At 75.0% G+C, this 24,708-nt stretch carries 21 protein-coding genes; 15 read left to right on the forward strand and 6 right to left on the reverse strand.

The features are described 5' to 3' along the window. Positions 1 to 6 precede the first annotated feature (6 nt). From O7613_RS08465 to O7613_RS08480, 4 genes are all read left to right on the forward strand, one after another. Positions 7 to 1,131 carry a Vms1/Ankzf1 family peptidyl-tRNA hydrolase gene (locus tag O7613_RS08465; protein WP_281589901.1) on the forward strand — a complete coding sequence of 375 codons (1,125 nt, stop codon included), beginning with the start codon at positions 7 to 9 and terminating at the stop codon, positions 1,129 to 1,131. Beyond that, a complete protein-coding gene (locus tag O7613_RS08470; protein ID WP_282293126.1) occupies positions 1,124 to 2,881 on the forward strand; it encodes a thiamine pyrophosphate-binding protein in 1,758 nt (585 codons plus the stop codon). Before O7613_RS08465 ends, O7613_RS08470 begins: the two co-directional genes overlap by 8 nt. A 212-nt stretch (positions 2,882 to 3,093) precedes the next feature. Then, positions 3,094 to 4,509 (forward strand): hypothetical protein, encoded by a 1,416-nt coding sequence (locus O7613_RS08475; protein WP_281589897.1) that lies wholly within the window; start codon positions 3,094 to 3,096, stop codon positions 4,507 to 4,509. A 233-nt stretch (positions 4,510 to 4,742) separates the two neighbouring features. Further along, the gene (locus tag O7613_RS08480; protein ID WP_281589895.1) at positions 4,743 to 5,876 is read left to right on the forward strand and encodes a SigB/SigF/SigG family RNA polymerase sigma factor; all 1,134 of its coding nucleotides are present in this window, start codon (positions 4,743 to 4,745) and stop codon (positions 5,874 to 5,876) included. A gap of 122 nt (positions 5,877 to 5,998) precedes the next feature. Here the strand turns inward: O7613_RS08480 and ctaD are convergent, their stop codons facing one another. The 4 genes from ctaD to O7613_RS08500 form a co-directional block, all read right to left on the reverse strand. Beyond that, positions 5,999 to 8,002 (reverse strand): cytochrome c oxidase subunit I, encoded by a 2,004-nt coding sequence (gene ctaD, locus O7613_RS08485; RefSeq protein ID WP_282293127.1) that lies wholly within the window; start codon positions 8,000 to 8,002, stop codon positions 5,999 to 6,001. Between the two features lie 88 nt (positions 8,003 to 8,090). Continuing rightward, positions 8,091 to 8,819, reverse strand: coding sequence for an ATP-binding protein (locus O7613_RS08490; RefSeq protein WP_281589891.1), 729 nt, complete (start codon positions 8,817 to 8,819; stop codon positions 8,091 to 8,093). A 226-nt stretch (positions 8,820 to 9,045) separates the two neighbouring features. Then, positions 9,046 to 10,200 (reverse strand): glycosyltransferase, encoded by a 1,155-nt coding sequence (locus tag O7613_RS08495; RefSeq protein ID WP_281589889.1) that lies wholly within the window; start codon positions 10,198 to 10,200, stop codon positions 9,046 to 9,048. 31 nt (positions 10,201 to 10,231) lie between these two features. Beyond that, on the reverse strand, positions 10,232 to 11,245 hold the full coding sequence (locus O7613_RS08500) for a glucosyl-3-phosphoglycerate synthase (protein WP_281589887.1): 1,014 nt from the start codon (positions 11,243 to 11,245) through the stop codon (positions 10,232 to 10,234). 188 nt (positions 11,246 to 11,433) lie between these two features. Here O7613_RS08500 and O7613_RS08505 point away from each other — a divergent pair, with 188 nt between their 5' ends. From O7613_RS08505 to O7613_RS08535, 7 genes are all read left to right on the forward strand, one after another. Continuing rightward, positions 11,434 to 12,441 carry a Gfo/Idh/MocA family oxidoreductase gene (locus tag O7613_RS08505; RefSeq protein WP_282293128.1) on the forward strand — a complete coding sequence of 336 codons (1,008 nt, stop codon included), beginning with the start codon at positions 11,434 to 11,436 and terminating at the stop codon, positions 12,439 to 12,441. Further along, on the forward strand, positions 12,434 to 13,522 hold the full coding sequence (locus tag O7613_RS08510; protein ID WP_282293129.1) for a zinc-binding dehydrogenase: 1,089 nt from the start codon (positions 12,434 to 12,436) through the stop codon (positions 13,520 to 13,522). The genes O7613_RS08505 and O7613_RS08510 overlap by 8 nt, the downstream gene beginning before the upstream one ends. Before the next feature lie 51 nt (positions 13,523 to 13,573). Beyond that, a complete protein-coding gene (locus O7613_RS08515; RefSeq protein WP_282293131.1) occupies positions 13,574 to 15,319 on the forward strand; it encodes an ABC transporter ATP-binding protein in 1,746 nt (581 codons plus the stop codon). A gap of 112 nt (positions 15,320 to 15,431) precedes the next feature. Continuing rightward, the gene (secA2, locus tag O7613_RS08520) at positions 15,432 to 17,726 is read left to right on the forward strand and encodes an accessory Sec system translocase SecA2 (protein ID WP_281589882.1); all 2,295 of its coding nucleotides are present in this window, start codon (positions 15,432 to 15,434) and stop codon (positions 17,724 to 17,726) included. A 182-nt stretch (positions 17,727 to 17,908) separates the two neighbouring features. After that, positions 17,909 to 18,649 carry a GAF and ANTAR domain-containing protein gene (locus O7613_RS08525; protein WP_281589881.1) on the forward strand — a complete coding sequence of 247 codons (741 nt, stop codon included), beginning with the start codon at positions 17,909 to 17,911 and terminating at the stop codon, positions 18,647 to 18,649. Positions 18,650 to 18,725: 76 nt separating this feature from the next. Continuing rightward, positions 18,726 to 19,232 (forward strand): DUF2231 domain-containing protein, encoded by a 507-nt coding sequence (locus O7613_RS08530; protein ID WP_282293134.1) that lies wholly within the window; start codon positions 18,726 to 18,728, stop codon positions 19,230 to 19,232. 613 nt (positions 19,233 to 19,845) lie between these two features. Continuing rightward, on the forward strand, positions 19,846 to 20,598 hold the full coding sequence (locus O7613_RS08535; protein WP_281590323.1) for a class I SAM-dependent methyltransferase: 753 nt from the start codon (positions 19,846 to 19,848) through the stop codon (positions 20,596 to 20,598). Here O7613_RS08535 and O7613_RS08540 read toward each other — a convergent pair. Both O7613_RS08540 and O7613_RS08545 read right to left on the reverse strand, forming a co-directional pair. Continuing rightward, on the reverse strand, positions 20,576 to 21,550 hold the full coding sequence (locus O7613_RS08540; protein WP_282293136.1) for a DUF3500 domain-containing protein: 975 nt from the start codon (positions 21,548 to 21,550) through the stop codon (positions 20,576 to 20,578). The two genes, O7613_RS08535 and O7613_RS08540, sit on opposite strands and share 23 nt — an antisense overlap. 19 nt (positions 21,551 to 21,569) lie before the next feature. Beyond that, entirely contained in the window at positions 21,570 to 21,962 is a 393-nt protein-coding gene (locus O7613_RS08545; RefSeq protein ID WP_282293138.1) for an ankyrin repeat domain-containing protein, read from the reverse strand. A 110-nt stretch (positions 21,963 to 22,072) separates the two neighbouring features. Here O7613_RS08545 and O7613_RS08550 point away from each other — a divergent pair, with 110 nt between their 5' ends. The 4 genes from O7613_RS08550 (at position 22,073) to O7613_RS08565 (ending at position 24,625) form a co-directional block, all read left to right on the forward strand. After that, positions 22,073 to 22,525, forward strand: coding sequence for a cysteine dioxygenase family protein (locus O7613_RS08550; protein WP_281589874.1), 453 nt, complete (start codon positions 22,073 to 22,075; stop codon positions 22,523 to 22,525). 50 nt (positions 22,526 to 22,575) lie between these two features. Then, positions 22,576 to 23,067: a rhodanese-like domain-containing protein gene (locus O7613_RS08555; protein ID WP_281589872.1), complete on the forward strand. Its 492-nt coding sequence runs from the start codon at positions 22,576 to 22,578 to the stop codon at positions 23,065 to 23,067. Positions 23,068 to 23,119: 52 nt separating this feature from the next. Next, on the forward strand, positions 23,120 to 23,728 hold the full coding sequence (locus O7613_RS08560; protein WP_281589870.1) for a winged helix-turn-helix domain-containing protein: 609 nt from the start codon (positions 23,120 to 23,122) through the stop codon (positions 23,726 to 23,728). 291 nt (positions 23,729 to 24,019) lie between these two features. Next, the gene (locus tag O7613_RS08565) at positions 24,020 to 24,625 is read left to right on the forward strand and encodes a winged helix-turn-helix domain-containing protein (protein WP_281589868.1); all 606 of its coding nucleotides are present in this window, start codon (positions 24,020 to 24,022) and stop codon (positions 24,623 to 24,625) included. The last annotated feature ends 83 nt before the right edge of the window (positions 24,626 to 24,708 follow it).

Genomic DNA, 24,708 nt, shown 5'->3' on the forward strand with positions numbered 1-24,708 from the left:
TCGAGCATGCAGCTGTCCTTCCTGCGCCCGCTCTACGACCGTCCCGGGCCCTGGTGCTCGGTGTACCTGGACGCCTCCCGGGACACCCACGACTCCCGGCCGCAGGTCGACCTGCGCTGGCGGGCCCTCAAGGGTGACCTGCTCGCCCAGGGCGCCGACCAGGTCACCGTGGAGGCGGTGGAGGAGGTGGTCCGCCGGCACGAGCCGATGCCCGGCGACTACGGCATCGCCGTCTTCGCCAGCCGGGGCCGGGTGGTGCTGACCGAGTACCTCTCCGCGCCACCGCTGCGCGACCTGGGCACCTGGGCGGCGCTGCCGCACACCATGCCGCTCGTCGCCCAGCGCGGCGAGCAGGTGGCGTGGGTGCGGGTGCTGGCCGATCGCACCGGCGCGGACGCGATGGCGGTCAGCGCCGGCGGGGTGCCCCGGCGGGCCACGGTGAAGGGCCGGCAGACCCGCCAGCTGCGCCGGGTGCAGCCGGGCGGCTGGTCGCAGTCGCGCTACCAGCGCGCCGCCATGGAGGCGTGGCACCAGAACGCCGGCGACGCCGCCGCGGCCACCGCCGACCTGGCCGAGCGGGTCGGCGCCGACGTGGTCGTGGTGGCCGGCGACATCCGGGCCACCGGCATGATCGCCGCCCAGTTGCCGGAGCGCTGGCAGGACGTGCTGGTCCGCACCGACGCCGGCTCCCGCGCCGGCGGCGCGGAGGACACCCTGATGGACGACCTCACCGTGCAGACCGTCGCCGAGGTCGCCGACCGCCGGGTCGCCGCCGCGCTGGACCGGTTCGGCGTGCAGGAGGACGTCGGCGCCGGACTCGACGCGGTGGTCGCCGCGCTGCAACGCAACCAGGTCGACACCATGCTGCTCGTCGACGACGCGTCCGCCGACGGCGAGCTGTGGGTCGGACCCGAGCCGACCGAGATCGCCACCGACCGGACGCAACTGGCGGACATGTCGGTGGCCGACCCGCAGCGGGTACGCGCCGACGCGGCGCTGCTGCGCGCGCTGATCGGCACCGACGCGGACCTGACCGTGCTCGCGCCCGAGGAGGCGCCGGAGCTGACCGACGGGGTGGGCGCGGTGCTGCGCTACGTCGACGCCGGCACCCCGGGGCGGGACGATGGCTGACCGTACCGTCGCCGACCTGGTGGTCGAGCGGCTGCGGGCGTGGCGGGTGCCGCGGGCCTTCGGCTACCCGGGCGCGGCGCTCGCCCCGCTTGTGGCCGCGCTCGTCGACGCGGGCGGCGACCCGGCGTTCGTGCCGGCCCGGCACGAGGAGACCGCCGCCTTCATGGCCACCGGGCACGCCAAGTTCACCGGCGGCATCGGGGTGTGCCTGGCCACGCAGGGCCCCAGCGCGGTGCACCTGCTCAACGGTCTCTACGACGCCAAGCTGGACAACAAGCCGGTGGTGGCGATCATCGGCGAGGACGTCGACGGCCCGCTCGGCGGGGCGCACGAGGAGATCGGGCTGAGCCGGCTCTTCGGCGACGTGTGCAACCAGTTCATCCGCTACGGTCGCCGTCCGGACCAGGTGCCGGCGCTGCTGGACCAGGCGTTCCGCACCGCGGCGGCGACCCGCAGCCCGACCTGTGTGGTGCTGCCCCGGGCGTTGCAACTGGCCCCCGTACCCGACCTGCTGCCGCAGACCGCGGGCGTGGTCACCGCCACGCCCGGCGAGCCGCTGGCCCGGGTGCTGCCGCACGCCGCCGACCTGGACGCCGCCGCCTCGCTGCTCGGCGCCGGACAGCGGGTGGCCCTGCTTGTCGGCCAGGGCGCGCACGGCGCGGCCGGGGAGATCGTCGCGCTCGCCGACCGGCTCGGCGCGGGCGTCGCCACGTCGTTGCTCGGCAAACCGGTGCTCGACGAGCGGCTGCCGTTCCACACCGGTGTGCTCGGTGCGGTCGGCACGCCGGCCGCCGCGCAGCTCATGGGTGGCTGCGACACGCTGCTGCTGGTCGGCACCAACGACCCCTGGACCGACTGGTTCCCGATGCCGGGGCAGGTGCGCACCGTCCAGATCGACGTCGACGGCCGGCACATCGGCGCCCGCTATCCGGTGGACGTGCCGCTGGTCGGCGACGCCGCCGAGACGCTGCGGGCGCTGCTGACCCGGGTGCCGGAACGGCCGAACGCCCAGTGGCGTCGTGTGGTGGAGAGCGCGGTGGAGCGGTGGCGTACCGTCGCCGCCGACCGCGTCGCCAGGCCGGCCGAGCCACTCAACCCGCAGTTGGTGCTCCGCGAGCTGTCCGCCCGGCTGCCGGCGCGCGCCGCGGTCGCCGTCGACATCGGTTCGGTCGTCTACTGGTACGCGCGGCACCTGGAGCTGCCGCCCGGGGTGCAGGCCCGGCTCTGCGGCACGCTCGGCTCGATGGGCTGCGCCCTGCCGTACGCGGTGGCCGCGAAGCTGGCCGAACCGGACCAGCCGGTGCTCGCGCTGCTCGGCGACGGGGCGATGCAGCTCAACGGTCTCGCCGAGCTGATCACCGTGGCGCACCACTGGACCGGGTGGCCCGATCCTCGGCTGGTCGTGCTGGTGCTGAACAACCGGGACCAGTCCGGCGTGGGCGACGGCCGCCCGCCCGGCCTCCCGGTCGGCCGGCGGCCCGACGTGCCGTACGCCGGATGGGCCCGGCTGCTCGGGCTGCACGGCGTCCGGGTGGACCGTCCGGATCTTGTCGGCGCGGCCTGGGACGAGGTGCTCGCGGCCGACCGGCCCAGCGTGCTGGAGGCGGTGGTGGACCCGACCGTGCCGCTGGAGGTGCCCGAGCCGGCGCTAGCCGACCTGCGCGGCCTGATGGTCGACGGGGAGGCGGCCCGCCGGGTGCGGGAGCGGGTGAGCCAGACCGAGGCCATCGCGGCGGAGGACCTCGTCTAGCCGCCCCGCCAAGCGGGGCCCGTTCCTCTACCGGAGGCGTTAAGCGGGGGCCCCTCCTTTCCGTCGCGTCCCGCCGTGGCCCCGAACCCGCACCGCCGTGCCGTTGCGCCCGCGACGGCGGTTCAGCGGCGCGACGGCACCGGACCGGGCATTGGTCCGCGTCGTGGGGAGATGCCCCGTTTAGACCCCAGAGGGACGGGAAGCCGGGCCGCGTGGTGAGCGAACGAGGCAAGCGAGCGCCGGTGGTCGACGCCGGGCTGCCCGGCGAGCGGGTGGTGACGGCGGGCAGCGCCGCCCGGATCCTGGTCGCCGCGACCGCCCGGGCGCTGCGCGGTGACGACTGCGGCGACCTCGGCCACCCGGGCCCGCTGGCCCGCCTCTCCGGTACGCCGGAGCCGGTGCGCCGCGCCGCCGCCGCCCGCGCCGCCGGCCGGGCCGCGCTCACCGCCGCCCAGGTCGCCCGCGTCGACGCCGAGCGGGTGGCCGAATGGTTCGTCGGCCAGTATCCGGAGCGGCACTGGCCCGGGGCGGTGCTCGGCTCGCCGCACGGCGCGGCGGCCCACCTCGCGGTGGCGCTCGGCGTGCCCTGGCTGCCCGCCGGTTTCGAGCTCACCGCGCGGTGGGGCCGGGGTGCGGTGGACCGCCCGGACGCCGCGCTGGACCACGGGGCGGCGCTCGCCGGCCGGCTGCTCGCCGGAAACCCCCGGGTGCACGTACGTCAGGTGCACTGCCCGGCCAGCCGGGGCGTGGCGGCCGGCGCCACGGTGACCCTTGCCGCGCGCTGGCGGGCGCTGCCCGGGGCGTACGCGCGGTTCCTGGCCGACCGGCTGGAGCCGTCGGCGCCGGTGCTGCTGTTGCACGACGCGCGCACGTGGCCGGTGCGGGACGACGGCGCCGGGCACAGCTTCCAGGCCGGCTGCCCGGCCAGTGGCCTCGACCCGGTCGACTTCCACCCGGACGCCCGCGCGCTGCGCCATGTGCTGCGGGCGGCCGGCGCTGACGAGACGCACTGGACGTCGCCCGAGGTCACGGAGTCGGCGGCGTTCGCCGAGCACGGCGTGGAGTCCGGTTTCGAACACGGCGCGCGGGAGTGGGGCGACACGCACGGGCACCCCCTGCACCGGGTGGTCGTCCCGCAGCCGGACGCGCTGAGCGCGGCCACCGCCGACCTCTACCGGCGTTGGCTGCGCCGGGCCGGCAAGACCGGAAACCGGCTGGTGGTGGAGTGCGGCCGGCTGCTCGACCCGGGGCAGGTGCTTCGCGCCGGACTGGTGCCCTACTGGTGCGAGAACGCCACCCGTCGCCGGGTGGAGGGGGCCGAGTGGTGGTTGGCCGGCAGCGAGCCGTTCAGTTCGGTGGACGTGCTGCCCGAACCGCCCGGGCTGCGGTCGCCGGCGCTCGCCGGCCTGCCCCAGTGGCTTGCCGTGGCCGGATTCGGGCGGCGGCGGCGGGCGTTGGACCGGGGTGCGGCGCGCGGTTACCCGGTCACCTCGGTACCGACCCGACGTGCCACGGAGGTGTTGCGCAACCAGCCCTGTGACCTGCCCGTACCGCCGCCGCTGCGGATGGCCGAGGCGCTGTCCGCGCTCCGCGACGCGGGCGCCCACCAGGGGCTGCTGGTCTGCTGACCCGGCCGCCCGGGCAACCTGGCGAAACATACTCGCGATCCTGCGGACCGTGATTGAGTACCTACGGAGCGGGAAGACCGCTCGCCGCGGAACGGCCCACGACGCCGCGCGGCGGGCAGCGACCGCTTCCGACGTATTCCGTCACGTAACCCAACTTCCTCACCCGGTGCGTGGTCCGACCACGCGCGTAACCGGTTCCGACCGGGCGGGGGACTTCGGCGAGGGAGGCGCGGATGTTCGGACAGACCACCACACCCACCCCACCGACCACCGAGCGGGGACTGGAGGACCTGGACGCGGCGGCGCTGGCGTACGCGGCCCGGATCGCGGGGCTGCCACCCGAGCGGCGGCAGGAGGCGCGGGACGACCTGGTCCGCTTCGCGTTGCCGTTCGCCGGGCGGCTGGCCCGTCGCTACCGAGGCCGCGGGGAACCGCTCGAGGACCTGGAACAGGTGGCCCGCCTCGGCCTGGTCAACGCCGTCGACAGGTACGACCCGGAGCGCGGCTCGTTCACCGCGTACGCGGCGATCACCATCGTCGGCGAGATCAAGCGGCACTTCCGCGACCGCACCTGGGGCGTGCACGTGCCGCGCCGGCTGCGTGACCTGATCCTCGAGGTGGGACAGGCGACGGCGACGCTGACCAGCGAGCTGTCCCGGGCCCCCTCGGTCGCCGAGCTGGCCGCGCGGCTGGAGACACCGGAGGAGGAGATCCTCGCCGCGCTGGAGTCGGCCGCCGGCTACAGCCCGGCCTCGCTCAACGCGCCGGTGGGCGGGGAGAGCTCGGCCGAGTTCGGTGACCTGGTGGGCGAGTCCGACAACGCGTTGGAGTCGGTCGACGACCGGGTCACGATCAGTGGCCTGCTGCACCGGCTGCCGTGGCGGGAGCGGCGGATCCTGGCCATGCGCTTCTACGGCAACCAGACCCAGGCGGAGATCGCGGCCCGGTTCGGCATCTCGCAGATGCACGTCTCCCGGCTGCTGTCCCGGGCGCTGACCTGGCTGCGCCAGGCGATGCTCGCCGACGCGCCACCGCCGTGGCAGAACGGCGCCGCCGAGACCGAGCCGGCGAAGGCCCGGATCTCGGTGAAACACAACGGCGACCGGGTGGTCGTCGAGGTGGGCGGGGAGGTCGACCGGGCCGGCGCGGACCAGTTGCGCCGGGCGGTGCTGGAGGCGGTCACCGGCCAGCCCCGCGAGGTGGTCGTCGACCTGGTCGGCGCCGGCGGCTTCGACGCCGGCGGGATCGCCGCGCTGATGGCCGGCCGGGACGCCGCCGTCCGGACCGGGGTGCCGCTGCGGCTGACCCGGGTGCAGCCGGCGGTGCGCCGCTCGCTGACCGCGGCGGGCCTGCCGGCCGCCGACTGAACGGTCCGCGCGCCGCCGGCCCTCGACGGGCCGGCGGGCCGCGCCGCGGCTTCGGCGCCTCGATGGGCATGTTAAGCGGGGCCCCCTCCTCTACCCCAGGCGTTAAGCGGGGGCCCCTCCTTTCAGTTCTGCGGGGTGTCGCCGTGTCCGCGCGGGTGCCGCCAGCGGTCGTTGGGTTGGTCCTCGCGCTGGGCGCCGAGGATCGTCTCCTCCGGCTCGTCGGTCTCCTCGAAGCTGGCGCGGCGCACCTCCTCCGGTTCCGGCACGACCACGGGGCGGGCGCCGGACTGCGGCGCGGGCTGGTATTCCACCGCCTCGCGGGCGCCGTGCGCGCCCTCGGCGGCCGGCGACTCCGGCACCAGCATTTCGCGGTGGAACTCCTCGGTGAGGCGCTGCGGCGGCTTGGTGGTGCGTTGCGGCAGGTCGCGGCCGAGGTTGGAGACGAGCGGGCCGTACTTGGCGTCGAACGCCGGGCGCTCGGACCGGATCCGTGGCATCCGGTCGAAGTTGCGCAGCGGCGGCGGGCAGGTGGTGGCCCACTCCAGCGAGTTGCCGAAGCCCCAGGGATCGTCGACGGTGACGAGCGCGCCGTAGCGCCACGACCGCCACACGTTGTAGATGAAGAACAGCGTGGACGCGCCGAGCACGAACGACCCGATGCTGGAGATCTCGTTCAGCCCGGTGAAACCGTCGCCGGGCAGGTAGTCGGCGTACCGGCGGGGCATGCCCTCGGCGCCGAGCCAGTGCTGCACCAGGAAGGTGGCGTGGAAGCCGACGAACATGGTCCAGAAGTGCATCTTGCCCAGCCGCTCGTCGAGCAGCCGGCCGGTCATCTTCGGGAACCAGAAGTAGACCCCGCCGAACGCCGCGAACACGATGGTGCCGAAGAGCACGTAGTGGAAGTGCGCGACCACGAAGTACGAGTCGGTGACGTGGAAGTCGACCGGCGGGCTGGCCAGCAGCACCCCGGTCAGGCCGCCGAGCAGGAACGTGACCAGGAAGCCGACCGCGAACAGCATCGGCGTCTCGAAGGTGAGCTGCCCCTTCCACATGGTGCCGATCCAGTTGAAGAACTTCACCCCGGTCGGCACCGCGATCAGATAGCTGAGGATGCTGAAGAACGGCAGCAGCACCTGGCCGGTGGCGAACATGTGGTGTGCCCAGACGGCCATCGACAGCACCGTGATGGCGAGCGTGGCCAGCACCAGACCGGTGTAGCCGAAGACCGGCTTGCGGGAGAAGACCGGGATGATCTCGGTGATGATGCCGAAGAACGGCAGCGCCACGATGTAGACCTCGGGGTGCCCGAAGAACCAGAACAGGTGCTGCCACAGCATCGGCCCGCCGGTCGTCGGGTCGTAGACGTGCGAGTGCAGGATCCGGTCCGAGGCGAGCGCGAACAGCGCGGCGGCCAGCAGCGGGAACACGAAGATCACCAGGACGCTGGTGAGCAGCAGGTTCCACGTGAAGATCGGCATCCGGAACATGGTCATCCCGGGCGCGCGCAGGGTCAGCACCGTGGTGATCAGGTTGACCGCGCCGAGGATGGTGCCCAGCCCGGAGAGGGCCAGGCCGACCACCCACATGTTGGCGCCGACGCCCGGGCTGTGCTGGGCGGTGCTCAACGGCGTGTAGGCCGTCCAGCCGAAGTCCGCCGCACCCTGGGGCGTGACGAAGGCGGCCACCACCATCGTGCCGCCGAACAGGTACAACCAGTAGGCGAACGCGTTGAGCCGGGGGAACGCCACGTCCGGCGCCCCGATCTGCAGCGGCACGATGTAGTTGCCGAACGCGAAGACCAGCGGGGTGGCGAACAGCAGCAGCATGATCGTGCCGTGCATGGTGAACATCTGGTTGTACTGCTCGGGCGAGAGGAACTGCATCCCCGGCCGGGCCAGCTCGGCCCGCAGCACCAGCGCCAGCACGCCGCCGACCAGGAAGAACAGGAACGACGTGCCCAGGTAGAGCAGGCCGATCAGCTTGGCGTCGGTGGTCCGCAGCAACCGCCACAGCGAGTTGCCCTTCGTAGCCTCCCGGACCGGGCCGGGATACCCCCCGAACCGGGCCGGCGCGAGGATCGCGGGCCCCCGGTCTCGTGCCGGATCCGTGACTACCCGCTTGGGCATGGCATCTCACCCCGTATGACGACAGACAGGACGGGCGCGCGTACCCGACCCCGCTGCCCATGAAACCAGGCGAGAGCGGAGAATTCGGTCAGTTCGCCGGGAGCATGGCCCAGACGACCTTGCCGGCGCCGACCGGCGTGCTGCCCCACCGCTGGGTCAGCTCCCGCACCAGCATCAACCCGCGGCCCCCCTCGGCCGACGGGTCGTTGCCGGCCGCCGCCCGCGCGTCGGCCGGGCTGCCGTCCATCACCGCCACCCGCAGGTACGGCCGGCGCAGCGTGAGCGTGACCTGCATCGGCGTGCCGGCGTGCCGGACCACGTTGCCGACCAGTTCGCTGAGCACCAGCGCGGCCGGCCCGGCCAGCTCTGGCACGTTCCACCTGCCGCACGCCTCGGTGACCAGCTCCCGGGCCCGCCGGCAGGCCCCGGCGACCGGCTCGAACCGGGCCCGCAACCGCGGCGACGCGGCCGTGCCGGCCAGCGCGGTCGCCTCGGTGCAGTCCCGGCGCACCGGCACCACCCGGCAGGCGATCGTCTCTTTCAACCGGGCCGCCGCCGACGGCGGGGCGGAGAGCACAAGCGGCACGGCCGGCCAGTCCGCGGCCCGCCGGCAGGCCGCCGCGAAGACGGACAACGCGAGCGGGTCGAGGACGTCGAGCTTCTCCAGGTCGACCACGAGCGCGTCCGGCTGCGCGGAGAGGCAGCGGTCCAGCACCTCGTGCACGGAACGCGTCGTGCCCAGGTCGAGCGCGCCGGCCAGCCGTACGACCGTGACCGGGGACTCGTCGCGGACCTCGCACCTGATCCGGGTCGACATCGGGCCCTCGTTTCCAACTCGTCGGAGGACTACCGACGTACCCGCGCCCCGGACCACCGAAACCGGGGGCTCCGGAGTCCTCCGTCGCAGGTCAGCCCCGTTGCCAGCCCGCCTGCGACAGGTGCGGGCCGCGCGCCGGGGACCCGAGCGCGACGCGGAGCGGCCCGGATCCGCGCCGGCCCGAAGGCGCGAGGCCGACCGGACCGGCGACGGCGACGCCCGGGTCTCAGGCGGGCTGCAACGGCTTCGTGGCACCCTGGCGGACCCGGTCGTACAGCTCGACGTACCGCTGCGCCATCCGGGCCGGGGTGAACCGCCCGGCCGCCTCGCGCCGGCACTCGCCGGCCGCCAGCAGGCCGGCGGCGAGCACCAGGTCGCCCAGCTCCTCCTCGTCGGCGGCGAGCAGGCCGGTGCGGCCGTGCTCGATCAGCTCCGGCAGGCAACCGCGGGCGGTGGCCACCACCGGGGTGCCCAGGGACAGCGACTCGACCACCGCCGTGCCGCCCGGCTCCTCCCAGCGCAGCGGGAACAGCGACGCCCGCGCGGACGCGACCAGGTCGTCGCGCTCCGGCCCGGCCACCGTGCCGACCCAGCGCACCAGGTCGCCGTCGACGTACGGCGCGACGTGGTCGTGGAAGAACCGCACGTCCGGGTTCTGCCGCGCCTCGTCGCCGGCCGCGGCCAGGTCCGCCGGCCGGTGGTACGGGCCGACCGGCCCGGCCAGCACCAGCGGGAAGCCGACCTCCCGGGCCAGCCGGGCCCCCAGATCCTGCCCCTTGCCCGGGTTGATCCGGCCGAGGATCACCACGTGGTCGCCCTTGTCGACCGCCGGGCGGCGGTCCGCGTCGACGGCGAGCGGGGTGGCCAGGTGCACGTGGCCGACCGAGTGCTCCCGCAGCGCGCGGGGCGCGCGGGCCAGCTGCGACGCGGACACCCCGTTGACCCGGACCCGGTCGCCGCCGTCCAGGTTGCCGTACAGCTCCGGGTGCTTGGCCAGGTCCCAGTGCAGCGTGTGCAGCACCGGCGGCGCGTCCGGTCCCATCGCGGTGAGGGTGGCCAGCCCGACCGCCTCCACGTGGTCGTGCACCAGGTCGATGTCGTCGCGGACGTGCAGCGCCCGCACCACGGCGGCCAGGTGCGCCTGGGAGACGCCGCAGACCTGGTTGTACGGCCGCTGCAACGCGTGGAACTGCCCGTCCGGGAAGACCGCGATCCGCTCGTCCACCGGCAGCGTGCTGCTCTCCACCGAGGCGAGCACCACCCGCACGCCGAGGCGCCGCAGCTCCGGCACCAGCGTGGCGACCACGTTCTCGATCCCGCCGTAGCCCGGCGGCGGCACGGACAGCCACGGACCGGCGTTCATCAGCACGGTGAGCGTCATGCGCCGCCTCTTCCTCGCTCGGACGTCGCGGTCACGCGGGCACGCGCCGGCGGGGCACCCGGTGGCGCAGCTGCGCCAGCGGCGGGCGTTCCTCGACCGAGACGTCGGTGACGACGATCTCCCGGTCCAGGTGGGGCAGCGTGTCGGAGCCACCCCGGCGGAACTGGGTCAGCAGCGGGGTCGGCGCCGTGCCGGTGGCCGCCCAGCCGCGTCGCTGGAGCCGGGACCAGGCGGTCAGCATGATCTGCGCGGACATCCGGCCCAGCGCGGCGGTGTCCTGGTGCCGGTGCTTGCGCTCGCCCAGGTCGACCTGGGCCAGGGCGTCCAGTCCGACCAGTTCCAGCAGGTCGATGAGCATCGCCGTCTCGACGCCGTACCCGGTGACGAACGGCACCCGCTCCAGCACCGCGCGGCGGCCCGCGTACTCGCCGGCCAGCGGCTGCACGAAACCGGCCAGATCCGGCCAGAACAGGTTGAGCAGCGGGCGGGCCATCAACTCCGTCACCCGGCCGCCGCCGTCGGGTTCCACGCTCGTCGCGCCGACGAGCGGCCGGTGGTAGAAGCCCTTGACGAACTCGACGCCCGGGTCGGTGAGCAACGGCCCGAGCAGGCCGGTGACGAAGTGCGGCCGGAACTCGCGCAGGTCGGCGTCGACGAACGCGACCACGTCCCCCTCGGCCGCGGCCAGGCCGGCCCAGAGCGCGTCACCCTTGCCGGTCAGCCGCGGCAACCCGCGGGTCATCGCGTCCTGGCCGACCACCTCGGCGCCGGCCGCGCGGGCCACCTGGGCGGTCCGGTCGGTGGACCGGGAGTCGACCACGATCAGCTCGTCGACGAGCGGCACCCGGTCCATCAGGTGCTCGCGGATGGTCGACACGATCGCGCCGACCGTCGCCTCCTCGTTGCGCGCCGGCAGCACCACGCTGACCCGGCTGGTGCCCTTGGCCCGCACCAGCCGGCGGGCCGGCCAGTCGTCGGCCGTGCTGGTCCGGTACGTGGCCCACGCCTCCACCACAGGTGAGACGGTCGAATCTGATTCCCGCACGGGCACCCCCATCAGTGGCGGAATCGCGGGTTCCTGTTTTCCCGGTTCCGGACCCGCGCTAACCGGATCCTGCCCACTCTCGTGATCAAGCGGATGAACGTCACGTTGCGCCCCCGGTCGCGTTTGCCGGGACACCGGCCGGGGGAGTGCTCCGCGCGGGTGTCGAGGTCACGGTGAGGGGCGGTCGGATGCGGGTGGGACTGGTCGGGGCGGGCGGGGTGGCGCAACGCCACGCCCGCGTGCTCAGCGGCTTCGAGGACGTGGACCTGCTCGGCGCGACGGATGTCGCGCCGGGCGCGGCGGAGGCGCTCGCCGGGACGTACGGCGGCCGGGTCTTCCGCGACCCCGACGAGTTGCTCGCCGCCGGCCCGGACGCGGTGTACGTGTGCGTGCCGCCGTTCGCGCACGGCCCGGTGGAGGAGGCGGTGATCGCCGCCGGCGTGCCGATGTTCGTGGAGAAGCCGGTGGCGGCGGACCTGGAGACGGCCGAGCGGATCGCCGCCCTGGTGCGGCGACGCGGGCTGCTCACCGGCGTCGGCCACCACTGGCGCTACCTGCACGTGGTGGCCGAGGCCCGGCGGCTGCTCGGCGACCGCCCGGTGCGGATGGTCAACGGGGCCTGGCTGGACAAGGTGCCGCCGGTGGCCTGGTGGGCGCGCCGGGACCGGTCCGGCGGCCCGGTGGTGGAGCAGGCCGCGCACGTGCTCGACCTGGTCCGGCTGCTGGCCGGCGAGGTGGCCGAGGTGACCGCGTACGGCGACGGCGACCCGCCGCCGGTCGACGGCGCCGACATCGACTCGGTGACGGCGGCGACGCTGCGGTTCGCCTCCGGCGCGGTCGGCACGCTCGCCGCGGCCTGCGTGCTCACCTGGAAGCACCGGGCCGGCCTGGAGATCCTCGCCGACGGGTTGGTCCTGTCGCTGGCCGAGGACGGCCTGACGGTCCGGGACGCCGACGGCGAGCGGCACCTGTCCGCCGACCCGGACGCCGCCCGGGTCGCCGTCGACCGGGCCTTCGTCGACGCGGTCCGCGGCGTCGGCGACGACGTGCGGGTCCCGTACGCCGAGGCGCTGCGTACCCAGCGGCTCGCCGTCGCGGTGGCCGAGTCGGCGCGGACCGGCCGCCCGGTGGCCCTGCCGACCGGCCCGGCGGCCCGGGCCGCGGTCGCCGACGCGGGGGTGGCCGTCGATGCGTGACCGGGTGCTGGTGGTCCGCGGACCCGGCCGGGTCGAGCTGGTCGAGCAGGACGCGCCCGAGCTGCGCGACGGCACGTTCCGGGTGGAGACGATCTACAGCGGCGTCTCCGCCGGCACCGAACTGAGCTACGTCAAGGGCACCAACCCCTACCTGCACGTCACCTGGGACGCCGGCCTCGGGCTGTTCCGGCCGGGGGCGGCGACCACCCCGTACCCGGTGACCCGGCTCGGCTACATGCAGGTCGGCCGCGTGGTGGCGAGCCGCACCCCGGCGGTGGCGGTGGGCACGGTCGGCGCGATGACGTACGGGCACCGCAGCGGCTGGGTCGCCGACCCGGTCGCCGAGCGGTTCGTCCCGCTGCCCGACGACCTCGACCCGCTGCTCGGCGTCTACGTGGCGCACATGGGGCCGATCTGCGCCAACGGGCTGCTGCACGCCGCCGCGGACCTGTGCGGCACGGACGTGCGTACCCTCGGCGACGGGGTCCGTGGGCGCCGGGTGGCGGTCGTCGGCGGCGGCGTGGTCGCCCTGCTCACCGCCCTGTTCGCCCGCCGCCACGGCGCCGCCTCGGTGGTCGTGGTGGACCCGACCCCGGCCCGGCGGCGGGTGGCCGAGGCGCTCGGCCTGGCGACGCTCGACCCGGACGCGGACGACCCGGCCGTGGTGCTGAAGACCCGGTGGCACCACGCCGCCGGGGACCGGGGCGCGGACGTCGTCTTCCAGTGCCGGGGCCAGGACTGGGCGTTGCAGCTCGCGCTGCGGCTGCTGCGGCCCCAGGGCACGGTGGTCGACCTGGCGTTCTACCAGGGCGGCGCGGAGGCGGTGCGGCTCGGCGAGGAGTTCCACCACAACGGACTGTCGCTGCGCTGCGCGCAGATCGGCCGGGTGCCGCGCGGTCTCGCCCCGACCTGGGACCGGGAGCGGCTCTCCGCGGAGACCATCGCGCTGCTGCGCCAGGACGGCGCGGAGATCCGCGAACACCTCGTCTCCGCCGTGGCGCCGCTGGACGAGGCGCCCGCCCTGCTCACCGACCTGGCCCAGCGGCGACGGTCGGAGTTGCAGGTCGTGCTGACCGCCTGACGGCGGCGCGGGGGCGCCGGATCCGTGCGGCGCCCCGCTACCGTTTCCGTCATGACCGTCGAAGCCGGCCCGATGCCGGGGCTCGCCGCGCTGCTGCCCTATCTGCGTGCCCACCGCGGCACCCTCGCCGGGGTGGGTGGGTTGTCGCTCGCCGGGTCCGTCGCCGCGCTGACCCAGCCGCTGCTCACCCGCACCGTGCTGGACCGGATCACCGCCGGCCAGCCGGCCGCGTTGCTCGTGGTCGCGCTCGTCGCCCTGGTGGTGGTCGCCGCGCTGCTCGGCGGGCTCCGGGACTACCTGCTCCAGCGGACGGCCGAGGGGCTCGTGCTGGGTGTGCGCCGTCGCCTGGCCGGGCACGTGCTGCGCCTGCCGATCGTCGAGTACGACAGGCGTCGCACCGGCGACCTGCTGTCCCGGGTGGGCGCGGACACCACGCTGCTGCGGGCGGTGATCACGTCCGGCCTCTTCGAGACCGTCACCGGGGCGGTGATGGTGGTCGGCGCGGGCACCGCCATGCTGCTGCTGGACCCGCTGCTGTTCGGGGTGACGCTGGCCGCGGTCGCGGTCGGTGTGGTCTTCGCGGTCACCGTCGCCCGCCGGGTGCGGGGCCTGGCCCGCCGGGCGCAGGAACGGGTCGGCGAGATGACCTCGGCCGTGGAGCGGGCGATCTCCGCGGCGCGCACCATCCGGGCCAGCCGCGCCGAGGGCCGCGAGACCGACACGGTGGTGACGAGCGCGACCGCGGCGTACCAGGCCGGGTTGGGGGTGGCCCGGGCCGAGGCGCTCGTGGGCCCGGCGAGCACGATCACCGTGCAGGGCGCGTTCCTGCTGGTGCTGGCCGTAGGCGGGGCCCGGGTGGCGTCGGGGGCGATCAGCGTGGGTGACCTGGTCGCCTTCGTGATGTTCCTGTTCTTCCTGGTGATGCCGCTGGGCCAGGGCGCCCGCGCGTACACCCAGTTGCAGAGCGGGTTGGGCGCGCTGGCCCGGATCGAGGAGATCCTCGCCGTGCCGGGCGAGGGCGCGGACGACCGTCCCGCCGGGGCGGGCACGCCGTCCGTGGACGTTCCGGCCCGGGTCGAGTTCGACCGGGTCAGCTTCGGCTATCCCGGCGGTCCGCCGGTGCTGCGCGGGGTGAGCTTCACCGTGCCGGCCGGCACCCGGACCGCCCTGGTCGGCCCGTCCGGCGCCGGCAAGTCCACCGTGCTGGCGCTGGTCGAGCGCTTCTACGAGGTGGGCGAGGGCGCGATCCGGCTGGACGGGGTGGACGTGCGGGAGCTGCCCCGGGACGCGCTGCGCGCCCGGCTCGGATACGTCGAGCAGGAGGCGCCGGTGCTCGCCGGCACGCTGCGGGACAACCTGCTCATCTCCGCCCCGGACGCCACCGACGACCGGCTGCGCGCGGTGCTCGACGAGGTGAACCTGACGCACCTGGGCGACCGCACCACCGACGGGCTGGACGTGCAGGTCGGTGAGGGCGGCGTGCTGCTCTCCGGCGGGGAACGGCAACGGCTGGCCATCGCCCGGGCGCTGCTGGCCGGGGCGCCGGTGCTGCTGCTCGACGAGCCGACCAGCAACCTCGACGCGCGCAACGAGGCGGCGCTGCGCCGGGCGATCGACGCGGTGGCGGTGCGCCGCACCCTGTTGATCGTGGCGCACCGCCTCTCGACCGTGGTGGACGCCGACCAGATCGTGGTGCTCGACGGCGGCCGGGTGGCGGCGATCGGCACCCACGACGAGCTGACCACGGTCAGCCCGCTCTACCGCGAGCTGGCCGCGCACCAACTGCTCGTGGACTGATACCGCCCGGACCGGCCCTGACCTGCGGTGACCGGCCGGAACCCGGACACGTTCCGACCGCCGTGCCGGGCGGGGGTCACAATCGGCTGCGGTTCGCGTACCGTTGCGGCTCATGGGTGTGTCGCAACGGTTGAAGACCAGGCTCCGCCAGTTCCTCCAGCGCCCGGGGACGACTGTCGACCTGGCCCCGCTGGAGAAGCTGCTGCCGGCGATCGAGGCTCGCGAGACCGAGCTGGAAAAGCTCTCCGACGCTGAGCTGACCGAGGCCGCCGGCCGGGCGGAGAAATACGAGGAGATCTGCGCCGTCGGCCGTGAGGCGGCCCGCCGCGGGCTCGACCAGCGTCCCTACGACGTGCAGCTGCTCGGCGCGATGGCGCTGCTCTCCGGCAAGGTCGCCGAGATGGCCACCGGCGAGGGCAAGACGCTCACCGCGACCGTCGCCGCGTACGGGCACGTGCGGCTGGGCAACGGGCCGGTGCACGTGCTCACCGTCAACGACTACCTGGCCCGCCGGGACGCCGAGTGGATGGAGCCGGTCTACACCCTGCTCGGGCTCACCGTGGGCTGGGTCAACGAGGCGTCCACCCCGGAGGAGCGGCGCGCCGCGTACGGCTGCGACGTCACCTACGTCGCCGTCAGCGAGGCCGGTTTCGACTACCTGCGCGACCAGCTCGCCACCGACGTCACCGACCGGGTGCAGCCCTCCTTGAAGACCGCGATCGTGGACGAGGCCGACTCGATCCTCATCGACGAGGCGCGGGTGCCGATGGTGCTCGCCGGCGCGGTCCCGGGCGAGCAGGATCCGGTGCACGCCGCCGCCGCGCTGGTGCGCGGGCTGCGCAAGGGCCGGCACTACACCGTCGCCGAGGACGGTCGCAGCGTCGCCTTCACCTCGCTCGGCCTGGCCACCGTCGAGGCCAAGCTCGGCGGCATCGACCTGTACGACGCCGAGCACGTCGGGCAGCTCTCCGCGGTGAACGTGGCGTTGCACGCGCACGCCCTGTTGCACCGCGACGTCGACTACATCGTGCGGGACGACTCGGTCGAGCTGATCGACGAGATGCGGGGCCGGGTCGCCCAGCGGCGGCGCTGGCCGGACGGGCTCCAGGCCGCGGTCGAGGCGAAGGAGGGGCTGGACGCCACCGCCGAGGGCGAGGTGCTGGGCACGGTGACCGTGCAGGCGTACATCGCGCTCTACCCGACGGTCTGCGGGATGACCGCGACCGCGGTGCTCGTCGGCGACCAGCTCCGGGAGTTCTTCGGCCTGGAGGTGGCGGTGATCCCGCCGAACACGCCGTGCGTCCGGGAGGACGAGCCGGACCGGATCTACGCCACCCGCGCCGAGAAGGACGAGGCGCTCGTCGACGAGATCACCCGCTGCCACGAGGCGGGGCGTCCGGTGCTCGTCGGCACGCTCGACGTCAAGGAGTCCGAGGCGCTGGCCGCCGCGCTGGGTGAGGCCGGGGTGCCGAGCGTGGTGCTCAACGCCAAGAACGACGACGAGGAGGCCGGCATCATCGCCGAGGCCGGCGCGTACGGCGCGGTGACGGTCTCCACCCAGATGGCCGGCCGGGGCGTGGACATCCGGCTCGGCGGCAGCGACCAGTCCGACCGGGAGCGGGTGGCCGAGCTGGGTGGCCTCTACGTGATCGGCAGCGGTCGGCACGACAGCCGCCGGGTCGACGACCAGTTGCGCGGGCGGGCCGGCCGGCAGGGTGACCCGGGCGGGTCGGTCTTCTTCGTCAGCCTGGAGGACGACCTGGTCGTGCGGCACGCCGGCGACACCGTGCCGGCGTCGCCCCGGATGAACGCCGACGGTCTGGTCACCGATCCGGTGGTCGACTACGCGGTGGAGCACGCCCAGCGGGTCGCGGAGGGCGTCAACCACGAGATCCACCGCAACACGTGGCGCTACAGCCATGTGATCGAGCAGCAGCGCAAGGCCCTCGCCGAGCGGCGGGAGCGGCTGCTGACCACGGACATCGCCGCGCTCATGCTGCTGGAGCGCGTGCCGGAGAAGGCCGGCGAGATGGACGAGGACCTGCTCGCCGACGTGGCCCGCAAGATCGCGCTCTATCACCTGGACCGGCTCTGGGCCGAGCACCTGGCCGAGTTGTCCGAGGTGCGCGAGGGGGTGCACCTGCGGGCGCTGGGCCGGCTCGACCCGCTTGACGAGTTCCACCGCAGCGCGGTGCCGGCGTTCAACGCCCTGGTGCCGGAGATCGAGACGCGGACCGTCGCCACGTTCGAGGAAACCGAGTTCGACGAGGGCTGGGAGCCGGATTCGTCCAAGCTGGTGCGGCCCACCGCCACCTGGACCTACCTGGTGCACGACAACCCGTTCGGCTCGGAGCTGGACCGGCTGATCGCCTCGGTGGGGCGGCGGCTCATCTCCGGGTCGCGCTGACCCCGAGCGCAGGGCCCCTTCCGCCGATCCGGTCGGAAGGGGCCTTTTTGCGCGGTTTCGACGGTGGTCTGGGAGGGTAGTAGGCCGAGGCTCGGCAGAGAGAGGGCGGACATGGGACAGGCAACGACGCCGGACACGGACACCGCGCGGGCGGACGCGGGGGCGGTGGGGGCCGCGACGCGGTGAACCTCCACACCTGCCATCCGACAACCGAGGATCTCGGCGTGCTGGAGACCGCCGCGCTGCTGCGCGAGCTGACCGCCGGCCTGATCGCCGTGACCGATTTCGACGAGGCGCTGGACCGGCTGGTCCGGATCGCCCGGGCCGCGGTGCCCGGGGTGGACTGCTGCGGCTTCACCGCGTTGCGCGCCGGTGAGCCCGCCGGGGTGGCCGCCTCCGACGCGCGCCGGGCCGAGCTGGACGACCTGCGGTACGGCCCGGACACGCCGGCCCTGAGCGCCATCCGCCGCCGGGAGATGACCATCGCGGGCGCGCTGGCGGAGGAGACGCGCTGGCCGGCCTGGTGCGCGCGCGCCCGGGCGCTCGGCGTGCACGGTGTGGTCTCCGCGCCGGTCGATGTGGACGACCACGTCATCGGCGCGATCAACCTGTACGCGGAGTCGCCCGGCGCGCTCACGCCGAGCCACCAGCTCACCGCGATGCTGCTGGCCGAGCACGCCGGGCTGCTGCTGGCCGCGGTCCGCGACCGGGAACGGGTGGCCGCCCGGGCCGGTCAGCTCGACGGCGCGTTGCTGGTCGAGGGCGTGGTCGGGCAGGCGGTCGGCGTGATCATGACGCAGCGGGGCTGTCCCGCGCCGGAGGCCCTGGACGTGCTGCGCAGCGCCGCCTCCTCGTTGGACATTCCGCTGCGCGCGGTGGCGGAGCGGCTCGTGCTCACCGTCTCCCGTCCTCGGGACAACTGAGCGACAGTCGTTTCGCTCCACGGGCCGTCGGGTAGCACCCTGGACTGGTGAGCCGCGCCGACGTGGGGAGGACGCGATGGAGAGCCGACTTCGGGTGCAGGGGCACCCGATCCAACCGATGCTTGTGACGTTCCCGTTCGGGCTCTTCGTCAGCGCCGCCGTGTTCGACCTGGCCGATGTGGTCGGCGGGCCGGCGTTCCTCGGCGAGGTGGGCTACTGGACGGCGGTCGCCGCCCTTGTCGCCGCCGCGCTCACCACGGTCGCCGGGATGGTCGACCTCTGGGACGTACGCGCCGGTCGGGCCGACCGGACCGCGCTCACGTTCAACGTGGTGAACGCGGTGATGGCCGGGCTGTTCCTGCTGACCTGCCTGGTCCGGGCGCAGGCGCCGCAGCGGGGCGCGACCACCGGCCAGCTCGTCACCGAGCTGGTGGCGCTGGTCGTGGGCGCGGTCGGGGTGGCGCTCGGCGCCCGCTTGATGCAGCGGTCCGACCGGAGCCACCCCGCCGAGCCGACCGGGCTGGAGGCGCTCGCCGAGATCCCCGGCGCGACCGTCGAGATCTCCCGTCCCCGGCCGTTCTGACCGTTCCCACCCGCAGGCCGCCCGCCACGGGCCGCCCGTCCGCCGGCGCGGCGCCTCTCCGGCGTGCGGCACGGCCGTGCCGTACCCCGGCCGTGCCGTACCCCGGCCGTGCCGTACCCCGGCCGTGCCGTACCCCGGCCGTGCCGTACCCCGGCCGTGCCGTACCCCGGCCGTGCCGTACCCCGGCCGTGCCGTACCCCGGCCGTGCCGTACCCCGGCCGTGCCGTACCCCGGCCGTGCCGTACCCCGGCCGTGCCGTACCCCGGCCGTGCCGTACCCCGGCCGTGCTGGACCCCGGCCGTGCCGCACGGCCGGTGGGCCCCAGCCCGGTCCGCCGCCGGGGTACCTGCTCCCGTTTCTCGGGATCGATCTTCCAAGTCGCGAGACCAGGAGAGATCTTGGTAGAAATCGGCCCCTATAGGGGCCATTTCGTACCAAGATCTCCGTGCGTCGCCACCGAAAGGCACCGACCGCGTCGGCGGCGGGAACGCCGAGAGCGTCCGGTCCAGTGCCGAGGCCGGGGTACGGCGAGGCGGGGGTACGGCGGTCGGCCGGCGCGCCGGGTAAAGGCGTTGCCAGCCCCCGGCGCCGGCGGCAGGCTGCGTCCATGACGATGGAACGGGGGTTCGACGAGCTGGTCGCCGAGGCCGTGGCCGCGCCGGTCGAGGGTTGGGGCTTCTCCTGGCTGGCCGGTCGCGCCACCGAGGAGCGCCCGCCATGGGGTTACGCGCGCCTGGTCGGTGCCCGGCTGGCCGCCGCCCGGGCCGCGCTGGACATCGACACCGGCGGCGGCGAGGTGTTGGCCGAGGCGCCCGCGCCACCGCCGCTGCTGGTCGCCACCGAGGCGTGGCCGCCGAACGTGCCGGTGGCCCGGCGCAACCTGCGCCGGGTCGGCGCGTCCGTGGTGCGGGTGGCCGACCGGCCGCCGCTGCCGTTCCGGGACGCCGGGTTCGACCTGGTGGTCAGCCGGCACCCGGTGGACACCTGGTGGGACGAGGTGGCCCGGGTGCTGCGCCCCGGCGGCAGCTATCTGTCCCAGCAGATCGGCCCGGGCACCGTGCGGGAGCTCAGCGAGGCGATCCTCGGGCCGTTGCCGCCGCCGGCGCACCGGCACCCGGAGCGCGCGGTGGCCGACGCCGAGGCCGCCGGGCTGACCGTGGTGGACCTGCGCACGGCCACGCTGCGTACCGTCTTCCACGACATCGGCGCGGTGGTCTGGTTCCTGCGCAAGGTGGTCTGGACCGTGCCCGGCTTCACGGTGGAGCGGCACCGCACGGCGCTGCGCCGGCTGGACGAGCGGATCCGCGCCGAGGGGCCGTTCGTCGCCCACGCCCGACGGTTCCTCATCGAGGCGCGTCGCCGGTGACCGGGCGGTGCGCGGCGGCGTGGTGGGCGGCCAGCACGTCGGCGCCGAAGTCGGCGGCCGGGCGGCGCAGCACGGTGTGCGCGTGGTTGCCGTCGTCGGTGGTGTTGTCGTACTCGATCAGCAGGTCGTCGCCCTGCACCCGGTAGTAGTGCCGCCGGCCCGGCTCGACCGGACCGGCCCAGGCGAAGTGCAGGTCGCCGCCGTCGAGCCGGGCCGCCTCGCGGGCCGCCAGGTCGGCCGGGAGCCGGTCCAGGTAGAGCGCGACCAGGCGGTCGAGCAGCGCGCGGCCGGTCGGCCCGAGCCGACCCCGTGGTACGCCGAGCGGGTCGAGTCGCTTGGGCGCGGTGGCCCGGGTGGCGCTGATGATGTCGGCCGGCGCCTCCTCGGCGATGATCGCGGCGGAGCGTCCGGCCGGGCCGAGCGCGTCCAGCAGCTCCCGGGCCAGGTCCTCCTCCGGGCCGAGTGGCCGGGAGACCGGCCGGCCGGCGTGCCGGACGGTGGCCGGGTTCGCGCCGAGGAAGATCGGGGCGGGGGAGACCAGGTCGTCGGCCACGGTCATGCTCACCGACAGGTGGTGTCCCTCGAACCGCCAGGCCCAGCGGTCGTCGCGCGCCGGGTCGCCGAAGACCGCCACCCAGTAGTCGCCGCTGTGCCGGCCACGCCGCCAGCCCTCGGCGCGGTCGAGCACCTCCTCAAGGGCCACCACGGCCATCGCCTGGGCGTACGCGGGCGGGCTCAGTGCGGTGGCGAGCAGCCGGTGGGCGGCCTTGCGGGCGGTGACGTCGAGGACGGCGACCGGGACGCCGGGCCGGGGGCGGGGCCGGTACTCCAGCCACCGCCGGGCCGGCTCGTCGTCGAAGTCGTGCCGGGCGCGCCGGCGGGCCGGCTCGTCGAGCGCCGCCAGCAGCGCGCTGGCCGCGGTGCGCATCTGCTCGGGTACGGGTTCCTCCACCGGCCCTGTATACCGCAGGTCAGTCCCGACCGAGCAGCGTCAGCATCTCCGGCAGGTCGAAGAAGCGGGCGGTCTCGACCGCGGAGGGGCCACCGTGGTCCGGGTCGGCGCCGGCGTCGAGCAGCGCCCGGACCGCCGCCGCGTTCTGCCGGAACACGGCCGCCGCCAGCGCGGTCTGCCCCCGGTCGTTGACCCGGGCCGGGTCGGCGCCGCGGGCGAGCAACGCCGAGACGGTCTCCGGGTGGGCGTGGTAGGCGGCCAGGATCAGCAGCGTGTCGCCCTTGGCGTTGGTGAGGTTGACCGGCAGTCCGCCGTCCACGTTGGCGGCCAGTTCCTCCGTCGCTCCGCTGCGGGCCAGGTCGAACATCCGGTGCGCGAAGGCGATCGTCTCGCCGTCCAGTTCGTCGGGCATCCGCCCAGCCTAGATCATCCCAGCATCTGGAATTACCTACTAAACCTATCGGGTTTGCCGCCTAAGGTATGGGAGTACGCGCCGCTCCGCACCGTGAGGACGTCCCGCCGATGACCAGCACCGACCCGACCGACCTGCGCACCGTCGCCGCCCGCTGGGCCGACCCGACCGGCTGGCCGGTGCCGTTGCGCTTCGACCGGTCCGAGCGGTGGTACGCGCGGCTGCACGCCGACGGCGAGCACGAGGTGTGGGCGCTGAGCTGGTTGCCGGGGCAGGGCACCGACCTGCACGACCACGGCGGCTCGTCCGGCGCCTTCCTGGTCGTCGTCGGCGTGCTCACCGAGGAGACGGTGAGCGGCAGCCGGCTGCGTCCGCACCGGCTCGCCGCCGGCGCCGGCCGGCGTTTCGGCGCCCGGCACGTGCACCAGGTCACCAACCGCGGCGACCAGCCCGCGGTGAGTGTGCACGTCTACCGGCCCGCGCTGCGCCGGATGACCCGCTACCGCCTCGACGCCGGGCGGCTCCGGGTCGCCGAGGTGGCCGAGGCCGGCGTCGCGTGGTGAGCCGGCCCGCCACCCCGATCCCGAACCCCGTCGAACGGAAGGACGCCGACATGGCGCTGACCCCCGCCCTCGTCGAGAGCTGTCCGGTCCCCCCACCCGGCTCCCGGGGGATCGACGACCTCCTCGCCGCCGCCCGCGCCCGGCTGCGGCGCCTCGACCCGGAGCAGGCGCACCTGGCCCACCGGGGCGGCGCGTTGCTCGTCGACATCCGCCCCGCCGGCCAGCGGGCCGCGCACGGCACCGTGCCCGGCGCGCTCACCGTCGAGCGCAACGTCCTGGAGTGGCGCTTCGACCCGCGCTGCCCGGCCCGGCTGCCGCAGGCGGTCGACTACGACGTGCCCGTGGTCGTCCTCTGCCAGGAGGGCTACACCTCGTCGCTGGCCGCCGCCGCGCTACAGGACATCGGCCTGCGCCGCGCCACCGACGTGGCGGGTGGCTTCGCCGCCTGGCGCATCGCCGGCCTGCCCACCCTCGGCCCCACCCCGCCGTCCCGACCCTCGTCCACCGCGCCCCCGGTCACTGCCGGCCGGGCGCTCCGCTGACCGTCCCGCCGCACCCGGCGGGGCGGGGAGCCCGCCCGCACAGGAGGCACCCATGTCCGTCGTCGCCCTCACCACCCGTCCGGCCCGACCGGGCCGCACCGACCGGGTCCTGCCGCCCCGGCCGCGTACCGGACCGACCCTGACCGTCACCCTCGACCTGGGTGCCGGCCCGCTGACGCCCGGCCTGGCCCGGCTGGTCGAGCTGCTGGACGAACTCGCCACCGCCGGCGAGGACGCGGTCCACCCCGACGGGCACCGGGCCGCCCCGGCCGTGCTCGACCTGCGCCGCGTCGCCGCCCGACCTGCCGAACCCCGGGAGACGCCGGCCGAGCCGCCACCGGCGACGCCGGACCTGTCCGGCGGCCTGCGCATCCTCACCGGCACCCGGCGGGTCCGGCACGGCGGCGTCGAGGTCGCCCTCACCCGGATCGAGTACGACCTGCTGCTGTTCCTCGCCGAGCACCCGCGTCGGGTGTTCACCCGGCGGCAGCTCCTCGCCAACGTGTGGGGCTACGAGCACGCGGTGGCCCGCACGGTGGACGTCCACATCCGTCGGCTGCGGGCCAAGTTCGGTCCGGACACGCCGCTGGTGACCACCGTGTACGGCGTCGGCTACCGGCTCGCCGACGACGCCCCGATCGAGGTGGACCGCGACGCCTGAGCCGCCGCCCGCCGACACGCGGCGTACCCGGCTTCCGGGTGCGCCGCGTTCACGTTCCGTGCCCTACCGGCCATTGTGAACCGGGCGGGGACCCCCCGTAACACCGCGTTTCGTCGCTCTGCTGTAATCAACGGGCCTCGCACGCAGAGCGAGCACTCCGCTCCGGTGTGTTCGTCAATTGTCACATTCATGCAACGCAATGGCCCCTTGACCCCCACGCGAGCGCCGGGAAGCATCGATGAAGCGGTGTCCCGGGCCGCGGGGAGATACCCGGACCAGCCAAGGAGGACCATGTCGGTCAGCCCCGCCTCGCCGCGTGCCGGATGGCATACGTCCCAACCCGTGGTCCCCGGTCGTCCGCCCGGCGGTCAACGTCGCCCCGCCAACACCGCCACGCCCGTGCTCACGGTGACCCTGAACATTCCGCTGGCCTGCGAGGAGTCGCTCACCCCGGCCGCCCGCCGGCTCCTCGACGCGGCTCGTGAGCTGCTCGAACGCGGCGACGCGGTGATCAGCACGGGGACCGTCGCGGCGGAACGCCGCCCCGAGGTGCCGACCGGTCGGGCCCCCGCACGTCCGCTCGCCTCGACGATGACGACCCTGCACATCCTGGCCTCCTCCCGGTCGGTGCTGCGCGACGGCGAGCCGTTGCCGCTGACCCGCCTGGAGTTCGACCTGCTGCTGCACCTGGTCGCCCACCCGCGCCGGGTCTTCACCCGACTGCAACTGCTCAACGCCGTCTGGGGGTACGAGCACGCCGGCGTCCGCACCGTCGACGTGCACGTGCGCCGGCTGCGCGGCAAGGTCGGCGTGGACGTGCCGCTCGTCACCACCGTCTACGGGGTGGGCTACCGGCTCGCCGACGACGCCCGGGTGACCATCGACCGCACCGGCTGACCCGCACGCCACCCCTGCGAGAGCCCGCTCGCCGGACGGAGCCCCGACCGCCCGGACGCGCACTCGTGGTCGGTCCGCGCGGC

This window comes from Micromonospora sp. WMMD975 (genome assembly GCF_029581215.1).
In the GTDB taxonomy this organism is placed as follows: Bacteria; Actinomycetota; Actinomycetes; order Mycobacteriales; family Micromonosporaceae; genus Micromonospora.